Here is an 18695-nt window from a genome sequence, read left to right on the forward strand (position 1 = left end):
AGGATCAAGCCAGGCAGGATCAGCGTTGCCCTAGCGAATCACTCCCTCCTCCAGCAGCAGATCAAAGACCGCCTGCGCCATTTCCTCTACCGGTTTATTTTGCAGAACCTTTCCGCCGTCGCTCTGTGATTTGGCGGTTGCCGCTTTAAAGCGGTCAGCAGCCGTTTTGGCTTTGATCTTTTTGAGACGCTTCGGCCGTTTGACCGCCGGGGCAATCTGCCATTCCGCTCTTGCCGCATCCCGCACCTCAATGCCCGGCTGCGCCATAATCGTCGCCCGGCTTGCCGGACCAAAGGCGACCTGACGCGGTGCGCAGGCGGCCATGTCGACGCTGGCGATAAACGGCAGCGCAATGCGTAGCAACCGGCGCTGTCCCCGCGGCAGTGCCTGTAATACTTCGGCATCGGTGCCGTTCAGGCTGACGATTTCCGCCACGCCGACCACCACCGGCATCGCCAGCGCTTCCGCCAGCAGAAAAGGCAGCATACCGGACGACTCACCCCGCTCCGACCGGCCGCCGGTCAGGATCACGTCCGGCTGATCCTGACTAAGGTAATGGCTCAATACCGCCACCGCGTCGCCCTGTTCGTCCATGGCGAGCACGCGCAGCGCCTCCACGCCCATTCCGGCATAGCTGCGCAGCGCCGCATCATGCGGATCGCCCGCATGCAGGACTTCCAGGGTGTCCTGCGCTAGCGTCAGCCCAAGCTCTACCGCGCGGGCGTCCTGTTCCGCCCGACGGGCGCGTCCGGATTCCGGATGCCTGCCCACCGACACCAGCGCGGTGATACGGCAGCCGCTGTGTTGCACATTATGCTGCATGATGTAACTCCTCTTTGCGCCAGTCACGCACCCGCCGTGCCAGCGCTGCCAGAACCTCATCACTGTCGGCAATCACGCTGAGCGAGGCGCGGCTGACCATATCACAGCCGGGGTCGGTATTAATGGCAATCACCCGGTCACACTGCGCAATGCCCTGTAAATGCTGTACCGCGCCGGAGATCCCCACCGCCACATAAACCCGTGCCGTTACCCAGGTGCCAGTGGCCCCTACCTGACGGAAACGCGGCATATGACCGCTGTCCACCACGACACGGCTTGCGCCTTCGGTGGCCCCGAGAAGCGCGGCCGTGGCATGAAACTGTTCCCAGTTGCCGATGCCATTACCTGCCGACAGAATGAATTCCGCTTCGCCCAGCGGCACCGCAGCCGGATCGACCGGTATCAGGCCGCAGTCCTCAATACGTTTTGTCCGGATACTCAATGGCCCGATGCTGACCGGCAAGACCTCATGCCGGGTGTCGTCGATCGGTTCGGCGCACTCCTCCGCCAGCAACATCACGCGCGCAAGCGGTCGGGTAATATCCGCGCTGCCGCCTGCGGCACGGCTGATGCAGGTTTCCCCGGTTACGCGCCAGACCTGGGTTGCGGGCCGTTCGCCCGTGCGGGCGGCAAACCGGCAGCCAAGTTCGAAGCCGCCCGCGACGCTGTCCGGGAACAGCCAGAAACGCGGTGCCCACTCTTTTTCAACCGCCATCAGTGCATGAATGCGCTGCTCCGGGCGGTAGCCGGTATAGTGCTCGCCGCTGAGATGCAGCAGGCGATCCACACCGGCCGTCGCAAAGTCCCCTTCACGATGCTCGCCAAACACCACGGCCATCACCACGCCAGCGCCACCAGCATGCTGGATCAGCTGATGAGCCTGGCCCAGGATATCGCGATCGTGGCGGGTAAGGCGTCCGCCGGACATGTCGAGCACCACGGCCACGCAGTAATCGGGCTGCTCCACACGATAAAGCGGCCGTTCGACCGGATGATCAGCCCCGGCCAGACGCCGGCTGGCGAGCTGCACGCAGGCATTACCGTTCTCGCGGTCAATGCGCCTGAGGCCAGTCGGGCCGGTAAAGCCTACGACGTGTGGGTTTTTGCGCAGCAACCCTGACGGGCCGCGGCTCTCCGGCGGCGGCTGACACCGCTCCGCATGGTCGGGATGCAGGCGGTTGCGGCTGATCCACTCAAGGCGCGGATCGCGACGTATGATCGTTTCCATCAGATAACCTCCACAGCAATTTGGCGGTCGCGGATTTTCGCGGGCAGCGGTTTTTTGGGTTCGCTCAGCGCCTCAGCCACCAGTTCGGCGATGTCTTTTACCGCCGGACGTGGCCCGACAACGCCTTCCAGCATCGCGGTACACTGCTGGCAACCGACAGCGATCAGTTCCGCCCCGGTCTCTCTGGCATCCTCCATGCGCATATCGGCGATACGGCGTTCACCAGGAATATCCGTCACCGGCGCACCGCCCCCGCCACCGCAGCAGCGGGAACGAAAGCCGGATCGGGTCATTTCAGACAGCGTGATCCCCAGCTCCGCCAGCACTTCGCGCGGAGCGGCATATTCACCGTTATAGCGGCCGAGATAACAGGGATCGTGCCAGGTCACCTTGCCGCCCTTGTAATCCTTCAGGTCCAGGAGCTGTGCCTTAACCAGTTCGTTGATGAACGTCGTGTGGTGCAGCACCTCGTAGTCGGGCTGCGTGCCAGCCGGATAGTGTTCGGGATATTCATTCTTCAGACAGTGAAAGGCATGCGGATCGGTGGTGACGATGCGGTTAAAACGATACTGTTGCAGCGTCGCAATGTTACTTTTCGCCAGGCGCTGGAATGTGGCGTCATCGCCCAGCCGCCGCGCCACGTCGCCGCTGTCCCGTTCTTCATCGCCCAGCACCGCAAAACGCACATTGGCGGCCTTAAGAATATTGACGAAGGCGCGCAGGATACGCTGACTGCGCATATCAAACGCGCCGTCCGATACCCAGAACAGCACGTCGGTCTGTTTCACGTCGCGCATCAGCGGCAGGTTCTGGTCAGCCGCCCAGTGCGTACGGCTGCGCGGATTAAAGCCGTTCGGGTTGTCAGTGAGACTGAGGTTTTCCAGCACTGCCGCGCCCTTGCCTGGTGTTTGCCCCTTTTCCAGCGTCATAAAACGACGCATATCGACAATGGCATCAACGTGCTCGATCATCATCGGGCACTCCTCAACGCAGGCGCGGCAGGTCGTGCAGGACCATAACGTCTCTTCTTTAATCAGCCCGCCGACGATCGGTTGATGCGGCTGGCCGCAGGCCTCACCGACGGGTACACCGGGATAAGGGCTGCCCGCAAAACGGGCATCGTTGCCGCCTGCCATGCCGATCACCATGTCCTGAATCAGCTTTTTTGGGTTTAGCGGTTGACCCGCCGCAAATGCCGGGCACATTGCTTCGCACTTACCGCACTGGACGCAGGCGTCAAATCCGAGCAGTTGATTCCATCTAAAATCCGCCGGTTTTTCGACGCCCAGCGTCGGCGCATTGAGATCGACGCTTTTGAGTCCGGTTGAACGTCCGCCGCCAAAGCGTTCCGGCCGGCGATGAAAAGCCAGATGCAGTGCGCCCGCAAAGGCATGTTTCATCGGTCCGCCCCAGGCCAGGCCAAACACCATCTCACCCAGTCCCCAGATGATGCCCGCCACCAGAAGCAGCGCCAGCGCCCAGCGTCCGGCCTCGCCAAACCGATCCGAGATCGGCAATGTGGTGATAAAGAAGGTGAACGCAAACACCAGCAGACTTTTCGGCAGCCGCATCCAGGGGCCACGCGAAAGCCGGGCGGGCGGATTCCGGCGGCGATACCAGACAAACAGCGCGCCTGTAAACATGACAACCAGCGCGGCCGCCAGTACGCCATTGACCAGTACGTTGCTGATGCGAAAGAGGTGAACCGCCAGAATCAGTAACATTGACAGGACAAAGCCACCTGCGGTCGCCACATGGGTGCGCGACATGTATTTATCGCGTGCCACGACATGATGCAGATCGACCAGATAGCGCCGTGGCATGGCCAGCAAACCGCTCAGCAGGGCCACCTTTTCAGGTTGCCCGCGCCGCCAGAGCAGCATGCGCCTGACCATACCGATGAGGGCGAGTATCACTGCGCCAAGCAGTAACCAGGGAAGTAACCGATCGAGTACCATGATGTGCCCTTACCAGACAATTTCTGCGATGTGCAGCGCACGGGCTGCACGTCAACGACGGCGAATTACAGGTCCTTACACAGACGCAGTGCATCGTAAATCGCGGCGTGGGCATTGCGTTGCGACACGCAGTCGCCCAGGCGCCAGAGGATCATGCCACTGCCCGGCTGCGACAACACCGGCTGCGGTTTGATGTCAAACAGCGCCTCTACATCAATCTGCCCGTTGTTGCGCGATTCGGCTTTCAGCGCGTAGTACAGCGCCTCATCAGGACGCGTGCCGTTCTCGACCACGATCTGATCGACCACCCGCTCCTCTTTCTGGCCGGTATACTCATTTTCCAGCACCGCCACCAGCTTCTCGCCTTCGCGATACACTTTCTCCAGCGCCAGATCAGCGGTCATCACGACCGCTTTTTCATACAGGCTGCGATAGTAGGTTGGGAACGTCGTGCCGCCGATGCCAATGCCGGGTTTGATGTCGCCAGTGACCAGTTCGACTAACGCGCCGCGTGCCGCCAGGAAGTCGGCGGCGGACATACCAGAGAATTCACAAATGGCGTCGTACACCAGTACGTTTTTGCCCGGCTCCACCACGCCGTTGAGAATGTCCCAGCTGGAGACCACCCTCCCGTCGGCTGCGCCCCATTCCGGATTTTGTTCAAGGAAAGGTTGTCCACCCGTAGCGAGGATGCAGACATCCGGATTCAGGTCCCGGATCATCGCCGTATCCGCTGTCGTATCAGTCATAACGTTAACGTTAAGGCGCGCCAGCTCCATCGCTAACCAGCGCGTAATCCCCGCCATCTGGTCGCGCTGCGGCGCTTTGGCGGCAATGGTGATCTGCCCGCCCAGTTCACTGGCGCGCTCGATCAGCGTCACCTTATGACCGCGCTCGGCTGCCACGCGAGCGGCTTCCAGACCGCCAGGCCCGCCGCCGATGACCACGACGTTGCGCACAGGGCCGTCGGTTTTGGTAATGATATGCGGCAGCCCCATGTACTCGCGCGAGGTGGCCGCGTTCTGAATACACAGCACATCCAGCCCCATATACTGACGGTCGATACAGTAGTTCGCCCCGACGCACTGACGAATCTGGTCTACCTGATTCATTTTGATTTTGGCGATAAGGTGCGGATCGGCGATGTGGGCGCGCGTCATGCCGACAAAGTCCACATAGCCCGCGGCGAGAATGCGCTGTGCCTGATTGGGATCTTTAATATTCTGCGCATGGATCACCGGCACCGAGACCACTTCTTTAATGCCTGCCGCCAGGTGCAGGAACGGCTCGGGCGGATAGCTCATGTTGGGGATCACGTTAGCCAGCGTGTTGTGGGTGTCACAGCCGGAACCGACCACACCGAAATAATCGACCAGGCCGGTTTTATCGTAGTACGCGGCAATCTGGCGCATGTCCTCATGGCTGAGGCCGTCCGGATGGAACTCATCGCCGGTGATGCGCATGCCCACCACAAAGTCCGGCCCCACCGCGTCACGCACGGCAGTCAGGACTTCAAGGCCAAAACGCATCCGTTTTTCAAAGCTGCCACCCCATTCATCCGTGCGCTTATTGACGCGCGGCGACCAGAACTGGTCGATCATATGCTGATGCACGGCCGATAACTCGACACCATCCAGGCCGCCCGCTTTCGCCCGCACCGCCGCTTTGGCGAAATCGCCAATGATGCGCCAGATCTCCTCTTCCTCGATCGTTTTACAGGTGGCGCGGTGCACCGGTTCACGAATACCGGACGGCGACATCAGATTCGGCCAGTTTTCCCCATCCCAGCGTGAACGGCGACCCATATGGCTAATCTGAATCATGATTTTGCCGCCGTGCTGATGCACGGCATCGGCCAGATTCTGAAAGTGCGGAATGATACGATCAGTGCTCAGGTTGACCGAGCTCCACCAGCTCTGCGGACTGTCGATGGACACCACGCTTGAGCCGCCGCAGATACAGAGGCCACATCCTCCCTTCGCTTTCTCTTCATAGTATTTCACGTAGCGATCGGTGGTCATTCCGCCATCCGTGGCGTACACCTCGGCATGGGCCGTGCTGACAATGCGGTTGCGGATAGTCAGTTTATTTATTTTCAATGGCTCAAACAGCAGATCAAACTGTGACATAGCTTCACCTTCACGTAATTCTGATAGCCCGCCGCCAGCCAGCGGTTCCTTCAGGTCATGCGTCTTACGCAGCAGGCTGCGGCGCGTGCGTGTTTAGCGCGGCGAAACGGTGAAGATGCCGTAATCACAGCCCTCTTCCGCCGCACTCTGCGTCTGCACCGCCTGCGTTCTTACGCTGTAGCCCAGGCTTTCGGCGATCTGGTCCATGGCACCGGCAAACCAGCCGGTAAACATGTAGTCCACCTTACGGTTCACTTTGCCGTACTGATACACAAACGCGGAGTGATCGAGCCGGATGCGCGCAGTCCCCTGCTTCAGGTCCAGCGACTCGGTGGTAAAAAAGCCCCAGCCGCGCTGAGAAAGGCGTTTCATGTAGTGTTCAAACACCGCCTCACCCGAAAAACCGTGCAGTTCGGCCTCTTTCTGACACCAGTGCCAGGCGGATTTATAGCCCGCTTTGTAGAGGATCGCGGCATAGCGTTCTGCACCGATTTCCTCTTCGATGCCCATATGGTTATTCACAAAAAAGTGGCGCGGTACGTACAACATCGGTAACGCATCGGTGGTCCAGACGCCGGTTTCATCATCGACGCTGATAGGCATTTCAGGCGCATGTGCCATGGTTTAACCTCACGTGTTCACAGGAATGGGTAACGGATTTACTCGTTCCAGACATTGGCCAGCAGATTGAGCCAGTTTTCGCCCATAAATTTACGCACCTGCTTTTCGGTGAAGCCGTGACGTAACAAGGCGGCGGTTAAATTCGGGAATTCGCCCAAAGTACGAATGCCCTCCGGGTTGATGATCTTGCCGAAGTCCGTTAACTGGCGGGCGTAGCCTTTGTCGTGAGTCAGCCATTCGAAAAATGCCTGGCCATGTCCCTGGGTGAAATCGGTGCCAATGCCGATTTGGTCTTCCCCGACCCGGTTAAAGATGTAGTCGATGGCTTCGACATAATCCTCGATGGTGGAGTGAATACCGTTCTTTAAAAACGGGGTAAACATGGTGACGCCAACAAAGCCGCCGTGATCGGCAATAAACTTCAACTCTTCATCCGATTTATTGCGTGGGTGATCTTTCAGACCTGATGGCAGGCAGTGTGAGTAGCACACCGGTTTTTTCGAGGCGAGGATCACCTCTTTCGAGGTTTGCGCGCCGACGTGCGACAGGTCGCACAGCATGCCGACGCGGTTCATTTCCGCAACGACTTCATGGCCGTAGCCCGAGAGCCCGCCGTCACGCTCATAGCAGCCGGTGCCGACCAGGTTCTGCGTGTTATAGGCCATCTGCACCACACCGACACCCAGTTCTTTAAACACCTGGATATAGCCAAGCTGGTCTTCAAACGCATGGGCGTTCTGGAAGCCCAGCAGAATCCCGGTTTTGCCTTCGTCCTTAGCGCGGCGGATATCGCGCGTCGTGGTGACTTTGGTGACCAGATCGGCGTTTTGCGCAATCAGGTGATTCATCTCGACGATGTTATTCACCGTGCTCTGGAAGCCCTCCCACACGGATACCGTGCAGTTGGCCGCGGTGAGTCCGCCGCGGCGCATATCTTCAAACAGCGCTCTGTCCCACTTCGCAATGACCAACCCATCAATGACAATCGCAGAATCATGCAATTCAGTCGCGTTCATATCTTCCTCTCTGGTTTACGTCATAACCGGATGCGGCCTGATGAAAACAGAATAGGGTTTACGCGCGGGCAGAATTGTTCTGAAAACGTCACTTGCCTGACCGCTGGCGCAGATCAGGGCACAGAAAAACGGCAATACGTTGCGGGACCCGAAGCAAAAAACAGCCCCGAAAGGCTGTTTTTTGCTGACGCAGTGATGGGTAAGACAGGCGTCAGAGATTGCCCGGCAGCGTGACGGAGCCAAAGGTGGGTTCAAACCGCGCTTCGTTCAGAATACGCAGGGAGGTGGAGACGGTGCTTTCCTGCTGCCAGTTAGTCAGGCCGGGCAGGTCGGCCATGAAAAACTGCGTCAGCGTTTTGCCGCTTCCCTGGCTGTGAACGCCGCGCCGCTCTTCACGCGGCGGCACGCCAAGGTGTTCGCGATAGCATTTACTGAAGTGCGGCGTGGAAACAAAACCGCAGGCCAGCGCAATTTCAATAATCGACATGGAGGTTTGTTTTAATAACTGACGGGCGCGGAACAGACGCAGCTTTAAGTAGTAACGTGAGGGCGAACAGTGCAGATATTTCTGGAACAGCCGTTCAAGCTGTCGCCGGGACAGGCCCACGTATCCGGCCAGTTCATCCAGATCGATGGCCTCTTCGATATTGGCCTCCATCAGGGAAACGGCTTCGACCAGGCTGGGCTGGGCGGTGCCGAGTACATGGCGCAGGGGAATACGCTGGTAGTCGGACTCGTTGCGGACCCGGTCGCAGATAAACATCTCTGAAATGGCGGCGGTGAGCTGATGGCCAAAATGCCGTTGAATCATCGTCAGCATCATATCCATCGGTACAGTACCGCCACTGCTGGTCATGCGATCCTGCTCAATCACAAACAGCTGATTGGTGCAGATCACGCGGGGATAGGCTTCCTGCATGGAGGCTATGCATTCCCAGTGGGCGCTGCAGTGATAGCCATCCAGCAGCCCCGCTTCCGCCAGCAGGTACGGGCCGGTACAGATGCCACCAATCAGGATCTTACGGCGCGCCAGACTTTGCAGCCAGCCAATCTGTCGACTGGAATAGCTGCGGGTAATGTTGACACCGCCGACCACAATCAGGACATCCAGTGCCGGCACGTTCGCCATCGAATGGTCGGGTGTAATGGCAATCCCGTCACTGGCGACAACGGGCGCGCCCTCTTCACTGACGGTATACCAGCTGTACAGCTCCTTGCCGCTCAGCTGGTTCGCCATGCGTAAGGGTTCAACGGCGGTTGCCAGCGCGATCATGGTGAAGTTATTCACCAGCAAAAAGCCTACGCTGCGCGTTTTATTTTCAGTAGAGGAACGTTTATGAATTGCGTCTGTATCGAACATGTGCGCTGACCTCTATTAGGCTTAACAGGAACATCACCCAGGGGTATTTCACCCAACTGCTTTCCAACACCTATAGAGTAAGCAACAGCCATGCCATTCGTCACCAGGTCGCACGACGCAAAAATGACACATAGTTAACATAAGCGAAACAAATGTTTGTTCAGCTTCACAGATTTGATCATTGCTGCCCTTTCAACGCAGGCAGGCTTCATAACGGTGCACTCGCTGAACCGTTTTAGTCATATGACGGTTTTATTGCACTGTTTTGTGACGTGTTTTTCTGGCTGTTTTTTATTCGAACCCATAAGCGCAAGTAACCAAAAGACAACACATCGTTAACATTCAATCGCGTTGACCGCCAGCCCGCCGCGCGAGGTTTCCTTGTATTTATCCTGCATATCCCGTCCGGTGTCGCGCATGGTGCGAATCACTTTATCCAGCGAAATAAAGTGCTGACCGTCGCCGCGCAGCGCCATCTGTGCCGCGTTTATCGCTTTCATTGCCGCAATGGCATTGCGTTCGATGCACGGCACCTGCACCAGTCCGCCAACCGGATCGCAGGTCAGACCGAGATTATGCTCCAGCGCAATCTCGGCAGCATTTTCGACCTGCTCGGGCGTGCCACCCAGCACCTCGGTCAGGCCGGCTGCTGCCATAGCACAGGCGGACCCCACCTCACCCTGGCAGCCGACTTCGGCCCCCGAAATGGAAGCATTTTTCTTGCACAGTGCGCCGATCGCCGCCGCCGCGAGCAGAAAATCGACCACATCGTCTTCGCGCGCCTGGGGTTCAAACTTCATGTAGTACATCAGTACCGCCGGGATAATACCTGCCGCCCCGTTCGTGGGCGCGGTAACCATACGCCCGCCTGCCGCATTCTCTTCATTGACCGCCAGCGCATAGAGGTTGATCCAGTCCATCGCCGACAGGGTTGAACTGATCACATTTTCCGCTGAGGCGCGGCACAGCGATCGGTAGAGCATGGGCGCTCGTCGGCGCACGTTAAGCCCTCCCGGCAGGATGCCTTCATTTTCCAGACCATTGGCAATGCACTGCTGCATCACCTGCCAGATCTGCGCCAGACCGGTCCGAATCCCGGCCTCCGTGCGCCAGACTTTTTCATTCTCCAGCATCAGTGCACTGATGCGTAACTGCCGGTCCGCACAGTGTGCCAGCAAAGCGGCGCCGCTGTTAAAGTCGTAGGGCAGCGTGCACTGTGGCACCCGATGTGCCGACGCCAGCGCCTCATCCTCATCCAGCACAAATCCGCCCCCAATGGAGTAATACACGGTCGAACGGCTTTGCCCGTTGCGGTAAAACGCGCTCAGGCGCATCGCGTTCGGATGGTAAGCAAGCACATCATCGACAAACAGCAGGTCCTCATGGCTGTCGAACGCAATGTTTTCTCCCCAGGGCAGCGTGAGGGAGCCGGTTTCATCAATCGCCTGTATCGTGCTGTTGATCGTAGCGGGATCGACGGTATCGGGTGAGGCGCCCATCAGCCCCATCAGTACCGCTTTATCCGTACTGTGCCCGCGCCCGGTGGCGCTGAGCGAACCAAACAGTTCGACTTTGATGCGGTAAATCATCCCACGATCCTCACGGTGACCGAGCGGTTCGACAAAGCGTTGTGCCGCGCGCATAGGGCCAACGGTATGTGAACTGGAGGGACCAATTCCGACTTTGAACAGATCGAAGACACTGATACTCATGTTGCGCTCCCGGGCTTATGCCTGCCGTTGAGTGAATGACAGCCGCATTATCTGCGCGGATGAAAAACAAGAGATGCCGGATAACGACGTATTTGGCGATGAATTCGCCATGTTTTGCCCTTTCTGCCGTTCCTCACCGTTCAATGTGTCCGCCTTGCGTGGGTATGTCGCAAATTGACATCGCCGGGGCGCTACCAAACATTCCGGCATCGGTGGCGCTGGTTATTATCCCTCCCACATTCACTCTACCGCTGCCCTGAACGGTTCAGGCCCAAAGCAGGCGCTGCGTGGTTATCCGGGCAAGGAGAAAAGCATGTTTGCGAAGCGCGACGATATTCAAAGCTTTGACAGTGAACTGTGGCAGGCCATTGAACAGGAAGCGGTGCGTCAGGAAGAGCATATTGAGCTTATCGCCTCCGAGAATTACACCAGCCCGCGCGTGATGCAGGCTCAGGGTACGGTACTGACCAATAAATATGCAGAAGGCTATCCGGGGAAGCGCTACTACGGCGGCTGTGAATATGTCGACGTAGTCGAAAAACTGGCAACAGAACGTGCCTGTGCGCTGTTTGGTGCCGATTACGCTAACGTGCAGCCCCATTCGGGTTCGCAGGCGAATGCGGCGGTCTATATGGCGTTGTGCCAGCCGGGCGATACCATTCTGGGCATGAGCCTGGCGCACGGTGGTCATCTGACGCACGGCGCCCATGTCAGCTTCTCCGGCAAAATTTACCGTGCCGTACAGTACGGCCTGAATGAAGCCAGCGGCGAAATTGATTATGAACAGGTCGAAGCGCTGGCGCTGGAACATCGGCCGAAAATGATCGTCGCCGGTTTCTCGGCCTACTCACGCGTCGTGGACTGGGCGCGCTTCCGCGCCATTGCCGATAAGGTCGGTGCCTGGCTGTTTGTCGACATGGCGCATGTGGCGGGCCTGGTCGCGGCGGGCCTTTATCCCACTCCACTGCCCTATGCCGATGTGGTCACTACCACCACGCATAAAACCCTGCGCGGTCCGCGCGGCGGCCTGATTCTGGCAAAAGCCAACCCCGAGCTGGAGAAAAAGCTCAACGCTGCCGTGTTTCCGGGCGGCCAGGGCGGTCCGTTGATGCATGTGATCGCCGCCAAAGCCGTCGCCTTTAAAGAGGCCATGCAGCCTGACTATACCGACTACCAGCGTCGCGTGGTCAACAATGCCCGCGCGATGGCCGACGTGTTTATGACGCGTGGCTACGATGTGGTCTCAGGCGGCACCGACAACCACCTGTTTTTACTCAGCCTGATTAAACAGGGGCTGACCGGTAAAGCGGCCGATGCGGCGCTGGGACGCGCCAACATTACCGTCAACAAAAATGCCGTTCCCGGCGATCCACAATCCCCGTTTGTGACCTCCGGTCTGCGCATTGGCGCGCCGGTTGTTACCACGCGCGGCTTCAGCGAAGCGCACTGTCGCATGCTGGCCGGCTGGATTGCCGACATCCTGGATGTGATGAACAACGCCGACATGCTGGAGACGAAGATTGCTCAGGTGAAGCAGCAGGTGCTGTCCCTGTGCGCGGACTTCCCGGTTTACCGTTAGGCCAGGCGGCCACCGGCTTCGGTCGGCGGCGCGGTTTTATCGTCTGTCAATTCGCCCACGCGCGAGAGTTACTGGAGTAGAAATGATGCAACGCTATTCAGGATTTGGCCTGCTCAGGCACAGTCTGAGCTATCACGAGAACTGGCAGAAAGTCTGGCGCAACCCCACCCCGCAGAAACGCTACGACGTTATTATCATCGGCGGCGGGGGGCACGGTCTGGCTACCGCCTACTATCTGGCGAAAGAGCACGGCATCACCAACGTGGCGGTGCTGGAAAAAGGCCATCTTGGCGGCGGCAACATCTGCCGTAACACCACGATTGTGCGCTCCAACTACCTGTGGGATGAATCCGCAGCGCTGTATGAGCACGCCATGAAATTATGGGAAGGCCTGTCACAAGCGCTGAACTACAACCAGATGTTCTCTCAGCGTGGGGTTTATCACACCTGCCATACGTTGCAGGACCTGCGCACCAATGAACGACTGGCGAATGCCAATCGCCTGCAGGGCATCGACAACGAGATGGTTTACGGCGACCAGTTACAGAAAGAGATCCCCGCACTGGACTGCAGCAAAGATGCGCGCTATCCGGTACTGGGCGCGTCGGTACAGCGGCGCGGGGGCAATGCCCGTCACGATGCGGTGGCCTGGGGTTATGCCCGTGCGGCGGACAGCCTGGGCGTCGATCTGATTCAGAACTGTGAGGTCATTGATATGGAAATCAGTGACGGCAAAATCACCGGCGTCAAAACCCGCCACCACGGCGTAATTAAAGCGGATCGTGTGGGGTGCGTCACCGCCGGTAACTCTGGCGTGATGGCCAAAATGGCCGGCTTTGAGTTGCCGGTTGAATCCCATCCGCTTCAGGCGCTGGTCTCCGAGCCGATCAAGCCCTTCCTGGATACCGTCGTCATGTCCAACCATGTGCATGGCTATATGAGTCAGTCAGATAAAGGTGATCTGGTCATCGGCGCAGGTATTGATGGCTGGGTCGGCTATGGTCAGCGCGGCTCCTACAGCGTCATCGAACACACCATTCAGGCCATTGTTGAGCTGTTTCCGTGCACCAGCCGTGTCCGCATGAACCGTCAGTGGGGCGGCATTGTCGACACCTGCCCGGATGCCAGCCCGATTCTCTCGTCCACCCCGGTGCGCAACCTGTTCTTTAACTGCGGCTGGGGCACCGGTGGCTTTAAGGCTACGCCTGGCTCCGGCAACCTGTTTGCCCATCAGTTAGCGCACGGCACGCCGCACCCGATTGCCGAACCCTTCGCCCTGTCCCGGTTTTATACCGGTGCGCTGGTCGATGAACATGGCGCCGCAGGCGTAGCCCACTAAGGAGTGACAACATGCTGCACATTTACTGTCCTCACTGTGGTGAGTATCGCGAAGAAGAAGAGTTTCATCCCCGTGGCCAGGCGCATATCGCGCGGCCTGCTAACCCGGATCAGTGCAGTGATGAAGCGTGGGGAACCTTTCTCTATTTCCGTAAAAACCCGCGCGGATTACATCACGAACTTTGGGTGCACAGCGCGGGATGCCGCAAATTCTTTAATCTGGTACGTGATACCCAGACCTATGAGATCAAACAGGTTTACACACTCAACGAACAGCCTGAATCCCGTGAACACGCGTAAGGAGCGGAGCGCATGAGCCAGAAGAATCGCCTGCCGTCCGGCGGCAGAATTAACCGTTCCAGTACGCTGACTTTTACGTGGAATGGCAAGCCGTATCAGGGCTATGAAGGCGATACCGTCGCCTCCGCCCTGCTCGCCAACGGTATTGATATTGTCGGTCGCAGTTTTAAATACAGCCGTCCACGCGGCATTGTCGCCGCCGGCGCTGAAGAGCCGAACGCAGTGCTGCAGCTTGGCGCGACAGAAGCCACGCAGGTGCCAAACGTGCGCGCTACCCAGCAGGCCCTTTATGACGGCCTGGTCTGTTCGGCCACCAACGGCTGGCCGTCTGTCGAATCCGACCTGATGAGCCTGGTAGGCAACCTTGGCGGCAAAGTGATGCCGCCGGGGTTTTACTACAAAACCTTTATGTATCCGCAATCAATGTGGCCGACCTATGAGAAATTCATCCGCAAAGCCGCCGGTCTGGGTCGCGCGCCACGCGAAAAAGATCCCGATATCTATGACGCCATGAACCAGCATTGCGATCTCATGGTTGTGGGCGGCGGGCCTGCGGGCCTGATGGCGGCACTCGCCGCCGGTCGCAGCGGCGCCCGCGTCATCCTGGCGGATGAGCAGGATGAATTCGGTGGCCATCTGCTTGCCAGCCGGGAACAGATTGACGGCAAACCGGCGATGGAATGGGTCAAAAAGGTGGTGGCGGAACTGGCGACGATGCCGGAGGTGACGCTGCTGACGCGCGCCACGGTGAATGGCTATCACGACCATAACTTTCTTACCGTTAACGAGAACCGAACCGACTACAAAGGCGATCGCGCTGCGGCGGCCCAGGTTCGCCAGCGTATGCACCGCGTCCGGGCACACTGGGTCGTGCTGGCCACCGGTGCCCAGGAGCGACCGCTGGTGTTTAGCCATAACGATGTACCGGGCTGCATGATCCCTTCTGCCATCTCCACCTACATCAACCGCTATGGCGTGGTGCCCGGTCACCAGCTGGTGCTGATGACCACCAATGACAGCGCTTACCGAACCGCGCTCGACTGGGCTGATGCGGGACGCGAGGTGGTCGCCGTGGTAGATACCCGAACCGTGACCAAAGGTGAACTGGCCGCCGCTGTTCGTGGCCGCGGTATTCGAATCATCACCGGCAGTGCCGTTATTGAAGTAAAGGGCAAGAAGCGCGTCAGCGGCGTCACGATTGCCGCCCTGGATAAAAAAGGTGAGGCGATCGCCGGCAAGCCCTTTTCCCTCACCTGCGACACCGTAGCCAGCTCTGGTGGCTGGAGCCCGGTTATTCATCTGGCGGGCCATACCGGCAGCCGTCCGGTCTGGAATACGGACGTGACGGGTTTCCTGCCCGGGCCGACACATCAGAAGCAGTTGACGGCAGGCGGCATCAACGGGCGCTATGCGCTTGATAACGTGCTGCAGGAAGGCATCAATGCCGGGCAGGACGCTGCGCTGAAGCTGGGACTGACGCCGGTCGAGGTCGCCCTGCCCGATGTGAAAAAGTGGCTGGAACATCCTCCTGCCGCCCTGTTCCATATTCCGCACATCAAACCGATCAGCCGCGCACCCAAGCAGTTTGTGGATTTGCAGAATGACGTTACGGCCGCCGGTATCGCTCTGGCAACGCGGGAAGGGTTTGAAGCGATTGAGCACATTAAACGCTATACGGCAATGGGGTTTGGCACCGATCAGGGAAAGCTGGGCAACATCAACGGCATGGCGATTGCCGCCAAAGTGATGGGCAAGAGCATCCCCGAGACCGGGACCACGGTATTTCGTCCGAACTATACGCCGATCGCCTTTGGCGCTATCGCGGGGCGTAACTGTGGCGAACTGTTTGAACCCAAACGCTTCACCGCCATGCACCCCTGGCATGTCAGGCAAGGTGCGATGTTCGAGGATGTCGGCCAGTGGAAGCGCCCCTGGTACTACCCGCGTGCCGGCGAAACGATGCAACAGACGCTGGATCGCGAATGTCGTGCGGTGCGCAATGGCGTGGGCATTCTGGATGCGTCCACGCTGGGCAAAATTGATATTCAGGGCAAAGATGCCCGTGAGTTTATCAGCCGTGTTTATACCAACGCCTGGGCCAAACTGGGCGTCGGCAAATGCCGTTACGGTCTGATGTGCGGCGAAAGCGGCATGGTGTTCGACGATGGCGTGACGTCATGCCTGGCGGAAAACCACTTCCTGATGACCACCACCACCGGCGGCGCGGCACACGTCATGGAATGGCTGGAGTTGTACCATCAGACCGAATGGCCGGAGCTGGAAGTGTTCTTTACCAGCGTGACCGATCACTGGGCCACGATGACCGTATCCGGCCCCGACAGCCGCAATTTACTGGCTGAACTGTGCAGCGACGTCTCGCTGGACAAAGAGACCTTTAAGTTTATGGACTGGCAGGAAGGCAAGGTAGCGGGCGTACCGGCACGACTCTTCCGTATCTCCTTTACCGGTGAGCTGTCGTTTGAGATCAACGTACAGGCCAATTACGGCCTGTACGTCTGGGAGAAACTCTTTGCGCACGGCGCAAAATACGATCTGACGCCTTACGGCACCGAAACCATGCATATCCTGCGCGCCGAGAAGGGATTCATCATTGCCGGTCAGGACACCGACGGCTCGGTGACGCCGCACGATCTCAATATGAGCTGGTGCGTCGCGGACACAAAACCGTTCAGCTATATCGGCAAACGCGGCATGGCGCGGGCTGACTGCGTGCGTGACCAGCGCAAACAGCTGGTCGGGCTGAAAACACGCGATCCTATGATCGTCTTGCCGGAAGGCGCACAGGCGGTGGCCGATCCTGCTCAGCCTGTCCCGATGGATATCCTGGGCCACATCAGCTCCAGCTACTGGAGCGCTAACCTGAATCGCAGCATCGCCATGGGCTTTATCAAAGGCGGGCTGTCTCGCATGGGCGAAACCGTATTCTACCCGCTGGCCGATGGCCGGGTGGTCGAAGCGGAAATCTGCAGCACGGTCTTTATCGATCCGAAAGGAGAACGTCAACATGTCTGAAACCCTCTTACCTGAAACCAAACCGGCAAAGACTGTCAGACAGATGGCGGTCATGGATCAGTGTGCGCCTGCGCAGGTACGCGCCGAATCCCCTCTGCATCACGCCGGGCTGGACAAGCTGGCGGCCAGCCATGCGCAGCCCGGTGGCGTTCAGCTGCGCGAACAGGCGCTGCTGGGCCATCTGGTGCTGCGCGGTTCACAGCAGAACCGGAGTTTTATGCGGGGTTGCCTGACGGTGCTGGGTGTAGCGCTGCCCACCGTCCCCCTTACCTCCTGTGAAGAGGGCGACATTTCTGTGCGCTGGCTGAGTCCCGACGAGTGGCTGGTGGTTCTGCCAATGGATCAGCTGTTTCCGGTGGAAAAAGCGTTGCGCGCAGAGATTGACGGTCACTACTCCGTGGTCAACGTCAGCGGCGGACAGACGATACTGACGCTCTCCGGCAAACATGCCATTGATGTGCTGAAGAAAAGCACGGTGTTGGATCTCCATCCCCGTGCGTTCCCGGTGGGCAAAGTCGCAGGTTCGGTATTTGCCAAAAGCAGCGCACTGATCCGCCGGACCGGCGAAGACCGCTGGGAACTGGTCGTCCGTCGTAGCTTCGCCGACTACATCTGGTTGTGGTTACAGGATGCCAGTCGTGAATATGGCCTGACCATTACGAAGTAATGCCCTGTTGTGCCGGCCGGACGCGTTTCCGACGGCACGCGTTTCTCTTCTTCACAGGAGCTGCCCATGAGCGCGCTGCCCGATTCATGGATTTTTACCGCCAGTTGCCCGAGTAAACTGGGTACCGTGGATGTTGTGACCCGATTCATGGCAGAGTCCGGTCACTACATCAATGAAATACACTCTTTTGATGACAGGGTCAGTCACCGTTTTTTTATTCGCGTTGCCTTTTCACCCGCCTCCCCCTTCAGTACCGACCTTTTTCGGGATAATTTCACGCCGCGCGTGATGCCCTTTGAAATGCACTGGCAACTCACGCCGCCGCAGCATCGCGAACGCGTCGCTATTCTGGTGTCTAAATTCGATCACTGTCTTAACGATCTGTTATTTCGTCACCGCACCGGCCAGCTCAATATTGATGTCCCGCTGATCATTTCTAACCATCCCGATCTCTGTTCCCTGGCCGAATGGCACGGTATTCCTTATTACCATCTGCCGGTAAATAACGCGAACCGCGCCGAACAGGAAGCCCGCATTATGGCGCTGCTGGCGCAGCATCATATCGACCTGGTAGTGCTGGCCCGTTATATGCAGGTCCTGTCACCTGCGATGTGCGAAAAACTCGACGGAAAAGCCATCAATATTCATCACTCCCTGCTGCCGGGCTTTAAAGGCGCGCGCCCTTACCATCAGGCCTGGGAAAAAGGGGTAAAAATGGTCGGCGCCACTGCCCACTATGTGAATAACGATCTGGATGAAGGGCCGATTATTACCCAGGGCATTCAGAGCGTCGATCACGCCCTTTATCCGGATGACCTGATTAGTCGTGGACAGGATATTGAGCGGGTAACGTTATTTAATGCCGTGCGTTATCACGTCGAAAAACGGGTGTTTTTAAGCGGCAAACGTACGGTGGTGTTCAGCTGAATGAA

Annotated in this window: 14 protein-coding genes; 6 read left to right on the forward strand and 8 right to left on the reverse strand. The window is 58.4% G+C overall.

Features of this window, described 5'->3' with window-relative positions; translation table 11 throughout:
- Positions 1-30: 30 nt before the first annotated feature.
- From C7434_RS08180 to C7434_RS08215, 8 genes are all read right to left on the reverse strand, one after another.
- Positions 31-822, reverse strand: coding sequence for an electron transfer flavoprotein subunit beta (locus C7434_RS08180; RefSeq protein ID WP_033740372.1), 792 nt, complete (start codon positions 820-822; stop codon positions 31-33).
- Positions 812-2050: an electron transfer flavoprotein subunit alpha/FixB family protein gene (locus C7434_RS08185; protein ID WP_110268282.1), complete on the reverse strand. Its 1239-nt coding sequence runs from the start codon at positions 2048-2050 to the stop codon at positions 812-814. The genes C7434_RS08180 and C7434_RS08185 overlap by 11 nt, the downstream gene beginning before the upstream one ends.
- Positions 2050-4008 (reverse strand): (Fe-S)-binding protein, encoded by a 1959-nt coding sequence (locus tag C7434_RS08190; RefSeq protein WP_133745342.1) that lies wholly within the window; start codon positions 4006-4008, stop codon positions 2050-2052. Before C7434_RS08190 ends, C7434_RS08185 begins: the two co-directional genes overlap by 1 nt.
- Before the next feature lie 65 nt (positions 4009-4073).
- Positions 4074-6137 carry a dimethylglycine demethylation protein DgcA gene (dgcA, locus tag C7434_RS08195; RefSeq protein WP_054687575.1) on the reverse strand — a complete coding sequence of 688 codons (2064 nt, stop codon included), beginning with the start codon at positions 6135-6137 and terminating at the stop codon, positions 4074-4076.
- Between the two features lie 93 nt (positions 6138-6230).
- Positions 6231-6758, reverse strand: coding sequence for a DUF5943 domain-containing protein (locus C7434_RS08200; protein WP_033740376.1), 528 nt, complete (start codon positions 6756-6758; stop codon positions 6231-6233).
- Between the two features lie 38 nt (positions 6759-6796).
- Entirely contained in the window at positions 6797-7774 is a 978-nt protein-coding gene (locus tag C7434_RS08205; protein WP_033740378.1) for a dipeptidase, read from the reverse strand.
- 211 nt (positions 7775-7985) lie between these two features.
- Positions 7986-9134 carry a GlxA family transcriptional regulator gene (locus C7434_RS08210; protein ID WP_033740379.1) on the reverse strand — a complete coding sequence of 383 codons (1149 nt, stop codon included), beginning with the start codon at positions 9132-9134 and terminating at the stop codon, positions 7986-7988.
- A 335-nt stretch (positions 9135-9469) separates the two neighbouring features.
- The gene (locus C7434_RS08215; RefSeq protein WP_054633517.1) at positions 9470-10846 is read right to left on the reverse strand and encodes an L-serine ammonia-lyase; all 1377 of its coding nucleotides are present in this window, start codon (positions 10844-10846) and stop codon (positions 9470-9472) included.
- A gap of 313 nt (positions 10847-11159) precedes the next feature.
- Here C7434_RS08215 and glyA point away from each other — a divergent pair, with 313 nt between their 5' ends.
- From glyA to purU, 6 genes are all read left to right on the forward strand, one after another.
- Positions 11160-12425, forward strand: coding sequence for a serine hydroxymethyltransferase (gene glyA / locus C7434_RS08220; RefSeq protein WP_039338062.1), 1266 nt, complete (start codon positions 11160-11162; stop codon positions 12423-12425).
- Between the two features lie 85 nt (positions 12426-12510).
- Complete coding sequence (locus C7434_RS08225) at positions 12511-13764, forward strand: sarcosine oxidase subunit beta family protein (protein WP_133745468.1); 1254 nt, start codon at positions 12511-12513, stop codon at positions 13762-13764.
- A gap of 11 nt (positions 13765-13775) precedes the next feature.
- Positions 13776-14063, forward strand: coding sequence for a sarcosine oxidase subunit delta (locus C7434_RS08230; RefSeq protein WP_033740381.1), 288 nt, complete (start codon positions 13776-13778; stop codon positions 14061-14063).
- 12 nt (positions 14064-14075) lie between these two features.
- A complete protein-coding gene (locus C7434_RS08235; protein ID WP_039338064.1) occupies positions 14076-17096 on the forward strand; it encodes a sarcosine oxidase subunit alpha family protein in 3021 nt (1006 codons plus the stop codon).
- On the forward strand, positions 17089-17763 hold the full coding sequence (locus C7434_RS08240) for a sarcosine oxidase subunit gamma family protein (protein ID WP_133745343.1): 675 nt from the start codon (positions 17089-17091) through the stop codon (positions 17761-17763). The genes C7434_RS08235 and C7434_RS08240 overlap by 8 nt, the downstream gene beginning before the upstream one ends.
- A gap of 66 nt (positions 17764-17829) precedes the next feature.
- Entirely contained in the window at positions 17830-18690 is an 861-nt protein-coding gene (purU, locus tag C7434_RS08245) for a formyltetrahydrofolate deformylase (RefSeq protein WP_033740385.1), read from the forward strand.
- Positions 18691-18695: the final 5 nt, after the last annotated feature.

The organism is Pantoea sp. PNA 14-12, from assembly GCF_004364735.1.
Lineage (GTDB): Bacteria > Pseudomonadota > Gammaproteobacteria > Enterobacterales > Enterobacteriaceae > Pantoea > Pantoea stewartii.